General features: G+C 69.8%; 11 protein-coding genes. All 11 read right to left on the bottom strand.

From position 1 onward, the window contains the following. Nucleotides 1–53: 53 nt before the first annotated feature. The gene (gene rpoD / locus IPG65_RS16830) at nt 54–2,285 is read right to left on the bottom strand and encodes an RNA polymerase sigma factor RpoD (RefSeq protein WP_293192022.1); all 2,232 of its coding nucleotides are present in this window, start codon (nt 2,283–2,285) and stop codon (nt 54–56) included. A 307-nt stretch (nt 2,286–2,592) separates the two neighbouring features. Further along, nucleotides 2,593–4,434, bottom strand: coding sequence for a DNA primase (gene dnaG / locus IPG65_RS16825; RefSeq protein WP_293192020.1), 1,842 nt, complete (start codon nt 4,432–4,434; stop codon nt 2,593–2,595). 27 nt (nt 4,435–4,461) lie between these two features. Next, nucleotides 4,462–5,841, bottom strand: coding sequence for an FAD/NAD(P)-binding oxidoreductase (locus IPG65_RS16820; protein WP_293192018.1), 1,380 nt, complete (start codon nt 5,839–5,841; stop codon nt 4,462–4,464). A gap of 81 nt (nt 5,842–5,922) precedes the next feature. Continuing rightward, nucleotides 5,923–7,752, bottom strand: coding sequence for a gamma-glutamyltransferase family protein (locus IPG65_RS16815; protein WP_293192016.1), 1,830 nt, complete (start codon nt 7,750–7,752; stop codon nt 5,923–5,925). A gap of 149 nt (nt 7,753–7,901) precedes the next feature. Beyond that, nucleotides 7,902–8,237 (bottom strand): TfoX/Sxy family protein, encoded by a 336-nt coding sequence (locus tag IPG65_RS16810; RefSeq protein WP_293192014.1) that lies wholly within the window; start codon nt 8,235–8,237, stop codon nt 7,902–7,904. Continuing rightward, nucleotides 8,238–8,996 (bottom strand): 3-hydroxyacyl-CoA dehydrogenase, encoded by a 759-nt coding sequence (locus tag IPG65_RS16805; protein WP_293192012.1) that lies wholly within the window; start codon nt 8,994–8,996, stop codon nt 8,238–8,240. A gap of 68 nt (nt 8,997–9,064) precedes the next feature. Continuing rightward, nucleotides 9,065–11,188, bottom strand: a complete 2,124-nt coding sequence (locus IPG65_RS16800; RefSeq protein WP_293192010.1) for an acetate--CoA ligase family protein — start codon at nt 11,186–11,188, stop codon at nt 9,065–9,067. A 14-nt stretch (nt 11,189–11,202) separates the two neighbouring features. Then, entirely contained in the window at nt 11,203–11,979 is a 777-nt protein-coding gene (locus IPG65_RS16795; protein WP_293192008.1) for a DUF169 domain-containing protein, read from the bottom strand. 29 nt (nt 11,980–12,008) lie between these two features. Then, the gene (locus tag IPG65_RS16790; RefSeq protein ID WP_293192006.1) at nt 12,009–12,755 is read right to left on the bottom strand and encodes an amino acid ABC transporter ATP-binding protein; all 747 of its coding nucleotides are present in this window, start codon (nt 12,753–12,755) and stop codon (nt 12,009–12,011) included. 19 nt (nt 12,756–12,774) lie between these two features. After that, nucleotides 12,775–13,497 (bottom strand): amino acid ABC transporter permease, encoded by a 723-nt coding sequence (locus IPG65_RS16785; RefSeq protein ID WP_293192004.1) that lies wholly within the window; start codon nt 13,495–13,497, stop codon nt 12,775–12,777. Between the two features lie 6 nt (nt 13,498–13,503). Beyond that, a complete protein-coding gene (locus IPG65_RS16780) occupies nt 13,504–14,202 on the bottom strand; it encodes an amino acid ABC transporter permease (RefSeq protein WP_293192002.1) in 699 nt (232 codons plus the stop codon). Nucleotides 14,203–14,205: the final 3 nt, after the last annotated feature.

The following is a 14,205-nucleotide window of genomic DNA, read 5'->3' as shown; positions in this document are numbered from 1 at the left end:
CAGCGTCTGGCGCTTGTCGGACAAGCGCCAGACGCCGGCGGAGGTGATGAAGATTACTGGGTATCGATGAAGCTGCGCAGCTTGTCCGAGCGGCTCGGGTGCTTGAGCTTGCGCAGCGCCTTGGCCTCGATCTGGCGGATGCGCTCGCGCGTCACGTCGAACTGCTTGCCGACTTCTTCCAGGGTGTGGTCGGTCGACATCTCGATGCCGAAGCGCATGCGCAGCACCTTGGCTTCGCGCGGGGTCAGCGAATCGAGAATGTCCTTGACCACGTCGCGCAGGCCGGCCTGCATCGCGGCCTCGATCGGGGCCGTGTTGCTGCTGTCCTCGATGAAATCGCCCAGGTGCGAATCGTCGTCGTCGCCGATGGGGGTTTCCATCGAGATCGGCTCCTTCGCGATCTTCATGATCTTGCGGATCTTGTCTTCCGGGATCTCCATCTTCGCGGCCAGGATGCCGGCGTCGGGCTCGAAGCCGAACTCCTGCAGATGCTGGCGCGAGATGCGGTTCATCTTGTTGATGGTCTCGATCATGTGCACCGGGATGCGGATGGTGCGCGCCTGGTCGGCGATCGAGCGGGTGATGGCCTGGCGGATCCACCACGTGGCGTAGGTCGAAAACTTGTAGCCGCGGCGGTATTCGAACTTGTCCACCGCCTTCATCAGGCCGATGTTGCCTTCCTGGATCAGGTCGAGGAACTGCAGGCCGCGGTTGGTGTACTTCTTGGCGATGGAGATCACCAGGCGCAGGTTGGCCTCGATCATCTCCTTCTTGGCGTCGCGCGAGGCGGCCTCGCCCTCGTTCATGCGCTTGTTGATGTCCTTGAGCTCGTCCAGCGGCACCACCACGCGCGACTGCAGGTCGATCAGCTTCTGCTGCAGGTCCTGGATCGGCGGGATGTTGCGCTCCATGATGGTGCTCCAGGGCTTGCCGGCAGTGGCCTGCTTCTCGACCCACTTCAGGTCCAGCAGGTGCGAGGGCGCCTTCTGGCCGGCCCGGTCGCGGCCGGAGAACTCGGCGATGAACAGCTCCTGCGGGTAGCCGCACTTGTCCACCACGATGCGGCGCAGCTCGCGCTCGTACTTGCGCACGTCGTCCACCTGGCTGCGCAGCATGTCGCACAGCTTCTCGATGGTCTTGGCGGTGAAGCGGATGCTCATCAGCCGGCTCGACAGCGCGTGCTGCGACCGGGCGTAGTTGGGCGTGCCCCAGCCTTCCTTGTCGTAGGCGCGGTGCACCTTCTCGAACAGCGAGGCGATTTCGTCGAAGCGCTCCAGCGCCTGTGTCTTGAGCGCTTCCAGCAGCTTGGTCATGGCCTTGGAGCCGCCCTTGCCGTCGTCGTCGTCCTCTTCGTCGTACTCGTCGAAGTCTTCCTCGGCCACGTAGTCGTCGTTCTCGCCGGCGTCGGAGAAGCCGTCCACCACCTGGTTGATGACGACCTTGCCTTCGCGGATGTCCTGCCCCAGGCGCAGGATTTCGGCGATGGTGGCCGGGCTGGCGCTGATGGCTTCCATCATCGTCATCAGGCCGCCTTCGATGCGCTTGGCGATCTCGATCTCGCCCTCGCGCGTGAGCAGCTCCACCGTGCCCATCTCGCGCATGTACATGCGCACCGGGTCGGTCGTGCGGCCGAACTCGGAATCGACGGTGGAGAGGGCGGCCTCGGCTTCCTCCTCGGCTTCCTCCTCGGTCGCGGTGCTGGTGCCGGTGTTGGTCAGCAGCAGGGTCTCGGCGTCGGGCGTCTGCTCGTAGACGGCCACGCCCAGGTCGTTGAGCATGGAGACCACGGCCTCCAGCGTCTCGGCATCGACCAGCTTGTCGGGCAGGTGGTCGTTGATCTCGCCGTGCGTCAGGTAGCCGCGCGTCTTGCCCAGCTTGAGCAGTGCCTTCAGGTTGGCGCGGCGGGTGTTCATCTCCTCCTCGGAGAGCACGTTCTCGTCGAGGCCGAACTCCTTCATCAAGGCCCGCTCCTTGGCCTTGCTGATCTTCATGCGCAGGGGCTTGACCTTCTCCACCACGTCCGGCACGGGGGCGGCTTCGGGCTCGCCCTCCAGGTCGGCCTCGATCTCGGCCAGATCGGCGTCGTCCGCCCCCTTGGCACCGGGCTTGTCGGCGCGTCCGCGCTTGGGCGGCGCCGATTTCTCGGCCGCGGCCGCGCCCTTGGCGGGCCGGCCCGTCTTCTTGGCCGGGGCGGCGGCGGCCTTGGTTTTCTGGGCGAGCTCGTCGGCCGCCGGCTTGGTGGCGGTTTTGGCGGCGGGCTTGGCGGACTTCTGGCTGGTGGGCATGGATCGACCTCAGGGCGGATGGGCGCTGTGCCGCGGCGCGCATGGGCGCGCCGCGGCGTCAGCTCGAATCCGGATCAATGAAAAAAAAGCGGCAACCCCGGTGCCGGCGGACCCGCCCGAAAACGGACGCGAAGCCGGCAGACCGTCAGGGGCAAGATGGTCGGGCGAACATTTGGGGTGCAGTCCTTGCGGTATGTTGGCCGCCCCTGGGCGAGGGGTGCGTCGCGTGTGCGTGCTGGCCGGGCCGGAGGTGCTGCTGTCGCTCTTGCCGGTGACAAGCCTTCAATTATAGCTTTTCAGGCCGATTTCAAGCGGTGGGCGACCCATCGGCCTCGGCCAGCTCGCGCAGCAGGCCCCGGTAGCGTGGCAGGTCGTGGGCGGCCAGCGCCTCGTCCATGCGGCGCTTGAGTTGCTCGCGCTGTTCGGCGCGCAGGATGCCGCGCAGCTCGGCCGGCTCGGCCACGATGTCATGGTGCAGCTTGGCCATCTCGTCCACGGCCACGGCCTCGTGCGGGTGGCCGCGCAGCGCCTCGCGCAGGGCGCTCCAGGGCTGCGGTCCGTGGTCCTGGCCCTGGCCGTCCAGCCAGGTGAACAGCGGGCCCCAGGGTGTGGGCAGCTCGCACAGCAACTGGTGGTCGGCGCCGCTCAGGGCCTCCCAGGCATGCGGGTCGGCCAGCACGATCTGCAGCGCGCGACCAGCCCGGCCGACGGGCTGGCGGCGCAGGCGGCCGGACGTGGGGGCGAAGGCGCCGGTTTGAGGCGTTTTTCGCGTTTTGCCTGCGTCGGTATTGCGCCAGGCGCTCTTTTTTTCATAGTGATCGGGGGGCGCGCGACGGATGCCCCAGAGCTGCTCCAGCTCGTGCGTGCCGATCTGCACCTGCGCCGCGACGTCGCCCAGCAGTTGCTGCGCGAGCGCGCCGCCGGGCAGCAATTGCCACAGCGGGCGGGCGTTGGCGGCGAAGTGCGAGCGGCCCTCGGCGCTGCCCATGTCGCAGTCCTGCCCGGCGGCGTCGAGCAGGAAGCGCGACAGCGGCACGGCGTCCGCCACCGCCTGGGCGAAGGCGTCCGGGCCCTCGGCGCGGATGAAGCTGTCGGGGTCGTGCTCGGCCGGCAGGAACAGGAACTTGACGCTGCGCACGTCGGTGGCGAAGGGCAGGGCGGCTTCCAGCGCCTTGCGCGCCGCGCGTCGCCCGGCGGCGTCGCCGTCGAAGCTGAACACCACTTGCTCGGTGAAGCGGAAGAGCTTGTGCACGTGCTCGGGCGTGCAGGCCGTGCCCAGGGTGGCGACGGCGTTGGCGAAGCCCGACTGGGCCAGCGCCACCACGTCCATGTAGCCCTCGGTGACCAGGGCGTAGCCGTGCTCGCGCAGCGCGGCGCGGGCCTCGAACAGGCCGTACAGCTCGTGGCCCTTGTGGAACACCGGGGTCTCGGGCGAGTTGAGGTACTTGGGCTTTTCGTCGCCCAGCACACGCCCGCCGAAGCCGATGATCTCGCCCTTGACGCTGCGGATGGGGAACATGATGCGCTCGCGAAAGCGGTCGTAGCGCTTGCCCTCGTCGTCCTCGCCGACGATGACCAGGCCCGACTCCTGCAGCAGCGCGTCGTCGTAGGCGGGGAACACGCTGGCCAGCGCGCGCCAGCCCTCGGGCGCCCAGCCCAGGCCGAAGTCGCGCGCGACCGGGCCGGACAGGCCGCGCGCCTTCAGGTAGCCGATGGCGCGGGGCGAGGCTTTCAGGTGCTTGCGGTAGGCGTCGGCCGCCTTGGCCAGCACGTCGGTCAGCGTGGCGCGTTTCTCGGTTTCCTGCGCGGCGCGGGCGCGCTCGGCCGGGCTGCGTTCGTCCTCGGGCACGGGCAGGCCGTACTGCTGCGCCAGGTCGTGCACCACCTCGACGAAGCCGGCGCCGGTGTGGTCCATCAGAAAGCCGATGGCGTTGCCGTTCTTGCCGCAGCCGAAGCAGTGGTAGAACTGCTTGGAGGCGCTGACGGTGAAGGAGGGCGATTTCTCCGCGTGGAAGGGGCACAGCCCCGAGAAGTTGGCCCCGGTCTTCTTCAGTTGCACGTGGCGGCCGATGATCTCCACCACGTCGGCGCGCGCGAGAAGCTCCTGGATGAAGTGCTGCGGAATGGCCACGCGGCGATTGTCGCGCATGGGCCTCGCGGGCCCCGCCGCCCGGCCTCACGCCTTGGGCGTGACCTCGGGCGCGGCGCTGCCGAACATCTCGCCGAACATGAAGTTGGCCCAGCGGAAGTCTTCCCGGTACAGGGCCGGCGTGCGCTCGTTGAAGTCGAGCTGCTTCTGCGCGATGCGGCCCTGCTCGTCGAAGCCGTAGTCGAACTGCACGTTCAACGCCTCGCGCGGCGTGCCGTTGACGACCATGTAGCACAGGTTGTCGGGCAGGCGCCGCTCGGGCGCGCGGCCCGCCAGGTGCTCGGCGATCTGGTAGGCGACGATGCGGCCCAGCCGGTTGGCGATGTGCGCGCTCTTGGGGTAGTAGCGGAAAGGCAGAGGCGAGACGGCCGCGATCGCGTCGCCGATGACGAAGCTGCGCGCGTCGCCCTTGACCTGCATCGTCACCGGGTCCACGTCGGCCCAGCCGCTGGTGTCCTGGCCCACGGTGCCGGCCAGCCAGGCCAGGTCGCCGGCCTGGTGCGGGGCCATCAGGATGGCGTGGTCGAAGGCGTGGTCGCCCGCCGCCGTGCGGACGCGCCGGTTGAACGGGTCGACCTCCCGCACGTGGGCGTTGGGCACGTAGGTGACGTAGTCCTTGTACAGCTCCTCGAACGCCAGCTTGTAGCCCAGGCCGATGGGGGCGATGGCGGGCTTGTGGTCGAGGATGGTGATGTGGCCCTTGATCTTGTGCGTCTTGAAATGCCAGGCGATCAGGCAGGCGCGCTCGTACGGGCTGGGCGGGCAGCGCTGCGGCGGGGGCGGCAGGTTCATGACCCACTCGCCGCCCTTGAAGGCGTGCAGCGCGCGCTTGATCGCCAGGTGCTCGGCGTTGCTGGCGTAGGCGCTGGGGAAGCGGGTGCGCGCGGCGTCGGCGGCCTGGCGGTCGTTGCCGAACCAAGCCTCGTAGTTGTAGCGGATGCCCGGCGCCAGGACGAGCCAGTCGTAGTCCAGCGTGCCCAGGCTGGTGACCACCTGGCGCCGATCGCGGTCGATCTGCCGCACCTCGGCCTGGAAGAAGCGCCAGCCCAGCTTGTCCGCCGCGCGCAGGTAGTCGTGCGTCAGGTGCTCGCCGTCCACCATGTCCACCAGCCACATGTTGGACAGCGGGCTGGAGAAGAAGACCGGGTTGCGGTCGATCACCACCACCTCGGCCCGCGGCGCCAGCTGGCGCAGGTTCGCCGCCGCCGTCAGGCCGCCCCAGCCGCCGCCGCAGACCACCACGCGCGGCGCCTTGCCGCGCGCCAGCAGCACCTGCCGGGCCTTGCCGATCAGCAGCGGGTGCGCCATGCCGCCCGCCCCCGGCGCGGTGGCGGCGCAGCCGGGCAACGCCGCGACCGCGGCCGTGGCGGACAGAGTGCCGATGAAGTGGCGTCGGTCGAGGGTCATGGCAAGTTCCTTGGAAGCGAGGGGCGATTAAAAAAGCGGCATTGTGCATGCCGCTTTGGTCATGGATCAGGGGAAAACCGGTCAGTCACCCATCACCACGCCTTCGCGCCGCGGGTCGGCGCCGCCCAGCCGCATGGGCTTGCCGTGGATCTGGGCGCGGGTGATGGCCTGCAGGCCGCTGGTCATGGCCATCTCGCGCACTTCGGCGCCGCGCGCTCGCAGGGCCTCCACGGTGGCGGGCGGGAACTTCTTCTCCTCCAGGATGCTGGGGCCGTTCAGGCTGGCGAAGTTAGGTAGGTCGATGGCCTGCTGCGGCGTCAGGCCCCAGCCCAGCACGCCGTGCAGCGTCTTGGCCGTGAAGTGGATGATGAGAGCGCCGCCGGGGCTGCCGCCGCTCATCACCATCGGGCCGCGGCTGCCGTCCGCGTTCTTCTCGAACACCAGCGTGGGCGACATCGACGAGCGCGGGCGCTTGCCGGGCTGCACGCGGTTGGCGATGGGCTGGCCCTGCGCATCGGCGGGGGCGAAGCTGAAGTCGGTCAGCTCGTTGTTCAGCAGGAAGCCCTTGACCATCTGGCGCGCGCCGAACTGGTCCTCGATGGTGGTGGTCATGGCCAGCGCGTTGCCCCGGCCGTCCACGATGCTGATGTGGCTGGTGCCGTACTCGGGCTGCGGCGCCATCGGCGCGAAGCTGGTCCTGGCGCCGCCGGGGTTGCCGGGCTGGGCGACCTTGAGGCTCTGCGCGCCGATCAGCTTGGCGCGCTCGGCCAGGTAGGCGGGCGCCAGCAGGCTCGTCCAGCTGCCGGCGGGCGGCTGCACGAAGTCGGGGTCGGCCACGTACAGCGCCCGGTCGGCGAAGGCCAGGCGCGAGGCCTCCAGGTAGTGGTGCAGCCAGTCGGCCGTGGGCAGGCCGTCCGCACCCAGCGGCGCGCCGGCGGCGGGCGTCCGCGCCAGGATGCCCAGGATCTGGCCGATGGCGATGGCGCCGGAGCTGGGCGGCGGAAAGCCGCAGACCTCGTACGCCGGGCCGGCCGGCGCCACGCGCAGGTCGTGGCACAGCGGCGCGCGGCGCTGGGGCGCGTAGCCGGCCAGGTCGGCCAGCGACAGCTTGCCGGGGTTGGTGGGGTGCTTCTGCACCTTGTCGACGATGGCCTGCGCCACCGGGCCTTCCAGCAGCGCGGCCGAGCCGCGCGCGGCGATGCCCTTGAGCACCTGGGCCAGCTCCGGGTTCTTCAGCACGTGGCCGACGGGCCAGGGGTTGCCGCCGGCGTCGTGGAAGTAGGCGGCGGCCACCGGGTCCTTCTTCAGGTGCGGCTCGTTCTTCAGCAGCGTGTTCAGGCGCGGGCTGACCTGGAAGCCCTGCTCGGCGAGCCGGATGGCCGGCTGGAAGAGCTGCGCCCAGGGCAGCCTGCCGTGCGCCCGGTGCGCCTGCTCCAGCATGCGCACGGTGCCGGGCACGCCGACCGAGCGGCCGCCGACCACGCCGTCGTGGAAGGCCATGGGCTTACCCTCGGGCGTGAGGAAGAGCTTCTCGTCGGCGGCGGCGGGCGCGGTCTCGCGGCCGTCCCAGGCCGTCACGTCGGTGCCGGCGGCGTGCAGCAGGAAGGCGCCGCCGCCGATGCCGCTGGACTGCGGCTCGACCAGGGTCAGCACCATCTGCACCGCGATGGCCGCATCGACCGCGCTGCCGCCGGCCTTGAGCACCTGGTAGCCGGCGTCGGTGGCCAGCGGGTTGGCGGCGGCGACGGCGAACTTCTCGGTCGCCCAGCCGGGCTTGTCGGTCCAGCCGGAGGCGCCCTCGGGCGCCAGGGGCGCGGCGGCCGGTGGCGTGTAGCGCAAGCCGCTGGCGCAGCCGGCGAGCAGGGCGGCGGCGGCCAGGGCGCTCAGGGTGGACGGGCGGGTGGCTTTCATGGGGCGGCCTTTCGTCTCGGGCTGGGAAAAGGCCATGGTAGCGCAGAGCGCTGCCAGCGGCGATGTGATCTTTTCTTGAACGAAATTGCCCACCAGCCCGCATCCACATTGCGGTATAAGCTATGAAAAACGTAGTTTTCCGCAGGCGCTCAACGCGTGGATCGGCGGGTGCGAGGGCGTGGCGCCGGCAGGGCTTGCGCGGTGGCCAGCAGCAGCGCGCGCAAGGCGTCGGCGTCCTCCCAGGCGTCGGCGGTCAGCAGGAAGTAGGGCTTGGCGCCGGGGTAAGGCTGGCCATGCGCGGGCGCGTTCAGCAGCGCGCGGCCGGCGTCGGTGGTCTTGACGTAGAGCTGGTCGTCGCAGACGAAGGCGGCGGGCTTCTCATGAAGGTACACGCAGTATTCGCCGAACATGCGGCGCGTGCGCAGGCCGGGCAGCGCGCCGAGCTGGTCGAGCAGGAAGGCCAGCGTTTCGGGGCGCGTGGCCATTTACTTCGGCGCCAGGCGGATCGCGCCGTCGAGGCGGATCACCTCGCCGTTGAGCATGTCGTTCTCGATGATGTGCCTGACCAGCCGGGCGTAGTCCGCCGGGGTGCCCAGGCGGCTGGGGAAGGGCACGCCGGCGGCCAGCGCGTCCTGCACGTCCCGCGGCATGCCGAAGAGCATGGGCGTGCCGAAGATGCCCGGCGCGATGGTCATGTTGCGGATGCCGCTCTTCGCCAGATCGCGCGCGATCGGCAGCGTCATGCCCACCACGCCGCCCTTGCTGGCGGCGTACGCCGCCTGGCCGATCTGCCCTTCGTAGGCGGCGATGCTGGCGGTGGAGACCAGCACGCCGCGCTCGCCGGTGGACTCGGGCTCGTTGCGGCTCATGGCGTCGGCCGCCAGGCGGATCATGTTGAAGGTGCCCACCAGGTTGACCACGACCACCCTGGCGTACAGGTCCAGCCGGTGCGGGCCGCTCTTGCCCACCGTCTTCTCGGCCGGGGCGATGCCGGCGCAGTTGACCAGGCCCATCAGCTTGCCCATCGACGCGGCCTTGGCCACGGCCGCCTGCCCGTCGGCCTCGCTGCTCACGTCGCACTTCACGAAGGCGCCGCCGATGTCCTTGGCCACGGCCTCGCCCTTGTCGGCCTGCATGTCGGCGATGACCACCTGGCCGCCTTCGGCCGCCAGCATGCGCGCCGTGCCTTCGCCCAGGCCCGACGCGCCGCCGGTGACGATGAACATCTTGCCCTCGATCTGCATGTTCTGCTCCCGTGCCGTTGCGTGATGGCGGCATTATCGGCAGAGGCCCGGCGGCAAGGAACCGTCGATCAGGCCACCCAGCGTGCGCGGGCGTCCGCGGCCACCGCCCGGCTTCCCTGCACGCGCAGGGGATTGATGTCCAGTTCCGCCAGGCGCGGCCCCAGCGTCGCGGCGAGGACCGAGACCTGGTGCACGATGCGGGCGATGGCCGGGATGTCGGCCTTCTCGCGCCCCCGGTAGCCGTCCAGCAGCGGGAAGAAGCGCAGGCCGCGCAGCGCCTGCTCGATGGCGCGCGGGCTGGCTGGCGCGGGCAGCAATTGCGTGTCCTTCAGCAGCTCCACCAGCGTGCCTCCGGTGCCGACCAGGACGAAGGGGCCGAACTGCTCGTCGTGCACGGTGCCGACCATCAGCTCCACGTCGCCCTGGATCATGGGCTGCACCAGGCAGCCCTCGAAGCGCGCCCCGGGCACGCGGGCGGCCGCGGCCTCGATCCGCGCGAAGGCCTCGCGCACGGCGGCGGCATCGGCCAGGTCGAGCTTGACGCCGCCCATGTCGCTCTTGTGCGTGATGCCGTCCGCCACGACCTTCATGACGACCGGGTAGCCCATGGCCTGCGCGATACGCGCCGCCTGCTCGGCATCGGCGGCCAGTTCGCCTTGCGCCACGGGAATGCCGGCCGCCGCCAGCAGGCGCTTGGCGTCTTCCTCCGACAGCATGCCCTGGGGCAGGCTCGCGGCCACCGCCTCGACGCCGGCCGGTAGGGGCGGCAGGACCGCGTCCTGCGGCGCCTGGTAATGCGCGGCGCGCAGCAGGTCCTTCACGGTGACCAGCGCTTCCTGCACGCTCGGGAAGAAGGGCACGCCCAGCTCGATCAGCCGCAGGCGCATCGCCTCGGTGATGCCGCTGGCGCTGTTGACCACCAGGCACGGCTTGCCATGGCGCCGCCCCAGTTCGGTGAACAGCTGCGCGATCCCGGACATGTGGCCCTGCGGCGTCATGATGTACAGGCACATGCCCACGGCCGGATCGCGCACGACGGGTTCCAGCGACGCCTCGATGACGTCGGCGCGGCCCTTGCCGGGCCCGGCCATGACGGCGCCCATGTCGTAGGGCAGTTGCTGGTTGGCCTCGGTCACGAAGGCGGCGAGCGCCTGGCGCGTGTCGGCGCCCAGCTCGGGCATGGTCAGGCCGTGGTCGGCCAGCGCGTCCGTGCCCAGCGCGCCCGCGCCGCCGGAGCCGCTGAACAGCGCCACGCCATCCACGCGCGGCAGCGGGTAGGACTGCAGTGCCTGCGCCGTGAGCAGCATCTGCAGCGCATCGGTCTGCACCAGGATGCCGGCTTCGCGGCAGCGCGCCACGAAGGCGTCGTAGGAGCCCGCCAGGCTGGCGGTGTGCGAGGCCACCGCGCGCTCGCCCTGCGGCGTGCGGCCGGCCTTGGTGATCAGCACCGGCTTGCCCGCCGCACGGGCGCGGCGCGCGATGCTGAACAGGCGGTCGATGGACTCGGCCCCTTCCATGTAGAGGCAGATCACGTCGGTGGCCGGGTCGTCCACCAGGTAGTCGAAGAAGTCGCAGATCTGGAGGGCCGCCTGGTTGCCCAGGGTGGCGCAACTGCTGAAGCCCGCGCCGATGTGGCCGGCGCGCGCGATCATGGCGCCCACGATGGCGCCGCTCTGGCTGGCCACGCCGATGCGCCCGCGCGGGATGGTGTCGAAGTACTCCAGCAGCGCGGTGGAGTTGAGCAGCGCGAGGTTCTCGTTGGCGTTGAGCACGCCCATGCAGTTGGGGCCGATCATCGCGATGCCGGTCTCTTCGGCGACGGCCACCACGCGCGCCTGCTTGGCCGCGCCCTCGGCCCCGGTCTCGGCGAACTGCGCGGTCACGATCATGGCGGCGCGCACGCCGGCCGCCGCGCAGTCGCGCAGGGCCTGCTCCACGCCATCGACCGTGATGCTGATGACGGCCAGGTCCACCGGGCCGGGCACGTCGCGGATGTTGGCGTAGGCCGTCAGGCCCTGGATGGTGCTGGCCTTGGGGTTGACCGGATAGACCGCGCCCGCGTACTTGAACCTGGCCAGCAGGAACTGCAGCAGGCCGCCCCATTTGGCGCGGTCCTCGGAGGCGCCGATGAAAGCCACCGAGCGCGGCGAGAGGATGGCGCGGATGCCGTCGTGGGTGTTGCGGGGTGTCATGGCGTGCTGCTCACTTACTTCTTGCCGTAGCTGATGGACATGCCGGCGCGCACGTCGTTCTGCACGCCGTAGGGCGGAATGGGGTAGCGCAGCCCGTTGCCCGCCAGGTGCTTGAGGCCGTCGATGGCCTTGGCCAATTGCTCGGGCTTGAGGCCCATCAGCAGCTCGTCGTCGGGCACGCCGCCGTAGCGCCGCTCGGGAAAGCAGGGCAGCGCCAGGCTGGGCTCGCCCGTCACCAGCGCGCGGCCCCACGAGTCGGCGCAGGCCGATTCGCCCACCGCGCCCCATTCCAGCTTCTTGTAGCCCGCCCACTGCAGGCCGTTGATCAGCAAAATCATCTGCGCCGGGTTGGCATAGACGAGGCAGATGTCCGGGTCCGCCAGGCGCCCCGAGGCCAGGGGCGACACCGCCATGGCGCGGTAGCGGCCGTGGGGCACGCAGTGCATTTCCTTCTGGTGCGCGGCCGCGTCGGCCTCGGTGGCGAACCACACGCCGGCGAAGGGCTTGCCGGCCAGCCACTCTTCGTTCTGCGGCATGAGGCCCAGCACCACGCCGCACTGCGGGCCCACCAGGTCTTCCGCCGTGATGCCCACGGTGAAGCCCAGCCGCGCGGCCTGGCCGACGATCTGGTCGGTGGTGTGCACCGCGTTCGGGCGGCGGATCTTGGGCACGGCCTGCATGTCCTCGACACGCTCGTAGAGCTTCATGCAGATGGGGTTGGTCTTCAGGCGCAGCAGGCGGAACAGGTCTTCCGTCATGGTTTGGCCATCGAAGGCGTAGGAGGTGGTCATCGTGGGGCTTTCTTTCTTCAGGATCGGGTTCAGGCGTGCCGGACTTCGGCCAGGAACGCGCGGGCGCGGGCGCTGCGCGTGGCGGTGAAGAACTGCTCGGGCGAGGCGTCTTCGATGATCTCGCCGTCGGCCATGAAGACTATGCGATCGGCCACCTCGCGCGCGAAGCCCATCTCGTGCGTCACGCACAGCATCGTCATGCCCTCGCCGGCCAGTTGGCGGATCACGGCCAGCACCTCGCCCACCATCTCGGGGTCGAGTGCGCTGGTGGGCTCGTCGAACAGGATGATGGGCGGCTGCATGGCCAGCGTGCGGGCGATGGCCACGCGCTGCTGCTGGCCGCCCGAGAGCTGGCTGGGCGAGGCGTCGGCCTTGGACGCCAGCCCCACACGGGTGAGCAGGGCCATGGCGCGCTCCCGGGCCTCCGTGTCGGACAGCTTGAGCAGCTGGCGCGGCGCCAGGCAGATGTTGTCCATCACCGACAGGTGCGGAAACAGGTTGAAGCTCTGGAACACGAAGCCCACGCGCTGGCGCATCGCGTTCACGTCCTGGGCCGAGTGGCCGGGCTCGCGGCCCTCGATGAGGATGCGGCCGGAATCGATGGTCTCCAACCGCGTGATGGTGCGCAGCAGCGTCGATTTGCCCGAGCCCGAGGGGCCGCAGATCACCACCACGTCGCCCTGGTGGAAATCGATGGAGATGTTCTTCAGGACCGGGTTGTCGCCAAAGCGCTTGCTCACGTCCTGGAACTCGATGGATTTGGGTTTTTCTGACATCGTCGGTTCCATCAAAAAGTCAAGCCTGGCCCGCGGAGGCTTCGGCGGTGGTGGCACGGGCGCTGCGTGCCGGGGCGGCGAAGCGGCGCTCCACGTAGCGGCCCAGCAGGGTGAGCGGGTAGCACAGCGCGAAGTAGGCGATGCCCAGCAGCGTGAAGATTGGGATGGCCTTGTCGCCCAGCGTGTCGTTCAGGCCCATGAACTCCAGCGTCATCTCGTGCAGGCCGATGACCGATCCCAGCGCCGTTTCCTTGATCAGCAGCACGAACTGGCTGACGATGCTCGGCAGCATGTTGCGCAGCGCCTGCGGCAGGATCACGTGCCGCAGCGCCCGGCCGTGCGACAGGCCCAGCGAGCGCGCCGCCTCGTACTGCCCCTTGGGCAAGGCTTCGATGCCGGCGCGGATGGTCTGCGACATGTAGGCGCCGTTGAACAGCGTGATCACCACCAGCACCACCAGCCACAGCGGCGCGCCCTTGATCACCAGGGGCAGCAGGAAGTAGATCCACAGCAGGTGCACGATCAGCGGCACGCTGCGCATGTAGAACACGAACAGCTCTACCGCCCGCGCCAGCGGCCGCCAGGGGCTGATGAGGCCCAGGCACACCGTCAGCCCCGCCGGCAGTGCCAGCACCAGGCCCACGGAGGCCAGGATCAGCGTCATCGCCAGCCCGCCCAGCGGGCCATCGGGGTAGTAGCCGATGAGCAGCTGCACCCAATAGGTTTCCAGGATTTCCCACATGGCTTCCTACCTCGCTGGATAACGGCGCTGATACCACTGGCCCAGCGCGGTCAGCACGATGGCGATCAGCAGGAAGAAGACCGTGGTGAAGGCATAGACGCCCACGCTCAGGAACGAGGCGTCGTTGACCGCGCGGGTGACGAAGGCCAGCTCGCCCACGCCCACCATCAGCGCCACCGTGGTGTTCTTGGTGATGTTCATGGCCTGCCCCAGCAGGGGCGGCACCGTGGTGCGCAGCGCCTGCGGCAGGATGACCAGGCGGAAGGTGTCGAAGAAGCCGAAACCGAGCGAGTGCGCTGCCTCGGCCTGTCCGGGCGCGATGCCGCGAATGCCGCTGCGGATGTCCTCGGAGATGAAGGCCGCCGCGTACAGGATCAGCGCCACCAGCGAGGTGTAGAAGCCCACGTCGTGCCTGTAGAGCACGCGCTTGACGTCGTCGGGCAGCATCTCAGGCACGGCGAAGTACCAGAACATCACGTGCACCAACAGTGGAATGGTGCGCACCAGTTCCACGTAGGCGGTGGCCGGCAGCCGGATCCAGCGCGAGGACGCCAGCCGGCCGAAGGCCACCACCATGCCCAGCAGCAGCCCGCCCACGATGGCCCCGGCCGTGAGGGCCAGCGTGTTCCGGATGCCCTGGAGCAGCATCACCCGGTATTCGGGGCGGAACATCACGCCCCAGTCGATGGAGGCCAAGGCGTCCATGGG

This window comes from Ottowia sp. (assembly GCF_016703145.1).
Lineage (GTDB): Bacteria > Pseudomonadota > Gammaproteobacteria > Burkholderiales > Burkholderiaceae_C > Ottowia.
The sequence above is the reverse complement of the archived record's forward strand: the minus strand, read 5'-3'. Positions and strand labels throughout refer to the sequence as shown.

Excerpts from the sequence above, each read along its gene's own strand:
- IPG65_RS16795 (WP_293192008.1), bottom strand. The coding sequence starts at position 11,979 with ATGACCACCTCCTACGCCTTCGATGGCCAAACCATGACGGAAGACCTG.
- IPG65_RS16815 (WP_293192016.1), bottom strand. The coding sequence starts at position 7,752 with ATGAAAGCCACCCGCCCGTCCACCCTGAGCGCCCTGGCCGCCGCCGCC.
- IPG65_RS16780 (WP_293192002.1), bottom strand. The coding sequence starts at position 14,202 with ATGGACGCCTTGGCCTCCATCGACTGGGGCGTGATGTTCCGCCCCGAA.
- IPG65_RS16810 (WP_293192014.1), bottom strand. The coding sequence starts at position 8,237 with ATGGCCACGCGCCCCGAAACGCTGGCCTTCCTGCTCGACCAGCTCGGC.
- IPG65_RS16805 (WP_293192012.1), bottom strand. The coding sequence starts at position 8,996 with ATGCAGATCGAGGGCAAGATGTTCATCGTCACCGGCGGCGCGTCGGGC.
- IPG65_RS16790 (WP_293192006.1), bottom strand. The coding sequence starts at position 12,755 with ATGTCAGAAAAACCCAAATCCATCGAGTTCCAGGACGTGAGCAAGCGC.
- dnaG (WP_293192020.1), bottom strand. The coding sequence starts at position 4,434 with ATGCGCGACAATCGCCGCGTGGCCATTCCGCAGCACTTCATCCAGGAG.
- IPG65_RS16785 (WP_293192004.1), bottom strand. The coding sequence starts at position 13,497 with ATGTGGGAAATCCTGGAAACCTATTGGGTGCAGCTGCTCATCGGCTAC.
- rpoD (WP_293192022.1), bottom strand. The coding sequence starts at position 2,285 with ATGCCCACCAGCCAGAAGTCCGCCAAGCCCGCCGCCAAAACCGCCACC.
- IPG65_RS16800 (WP_293192010.1), bottom strand. The coding sequence starts at position 11,188 with ATGACACCCCGCAACACCCACGACGGCATCCGCGCCATCCTCTCGCCG.
- IPG65_RS16820 (WP_293192018.1), bottom strand. The coding sequence starts at position 5,841 with ATGACCCTCGACCGACGCCACTTCATCGGCACTCTGTCCGCCACGGCC.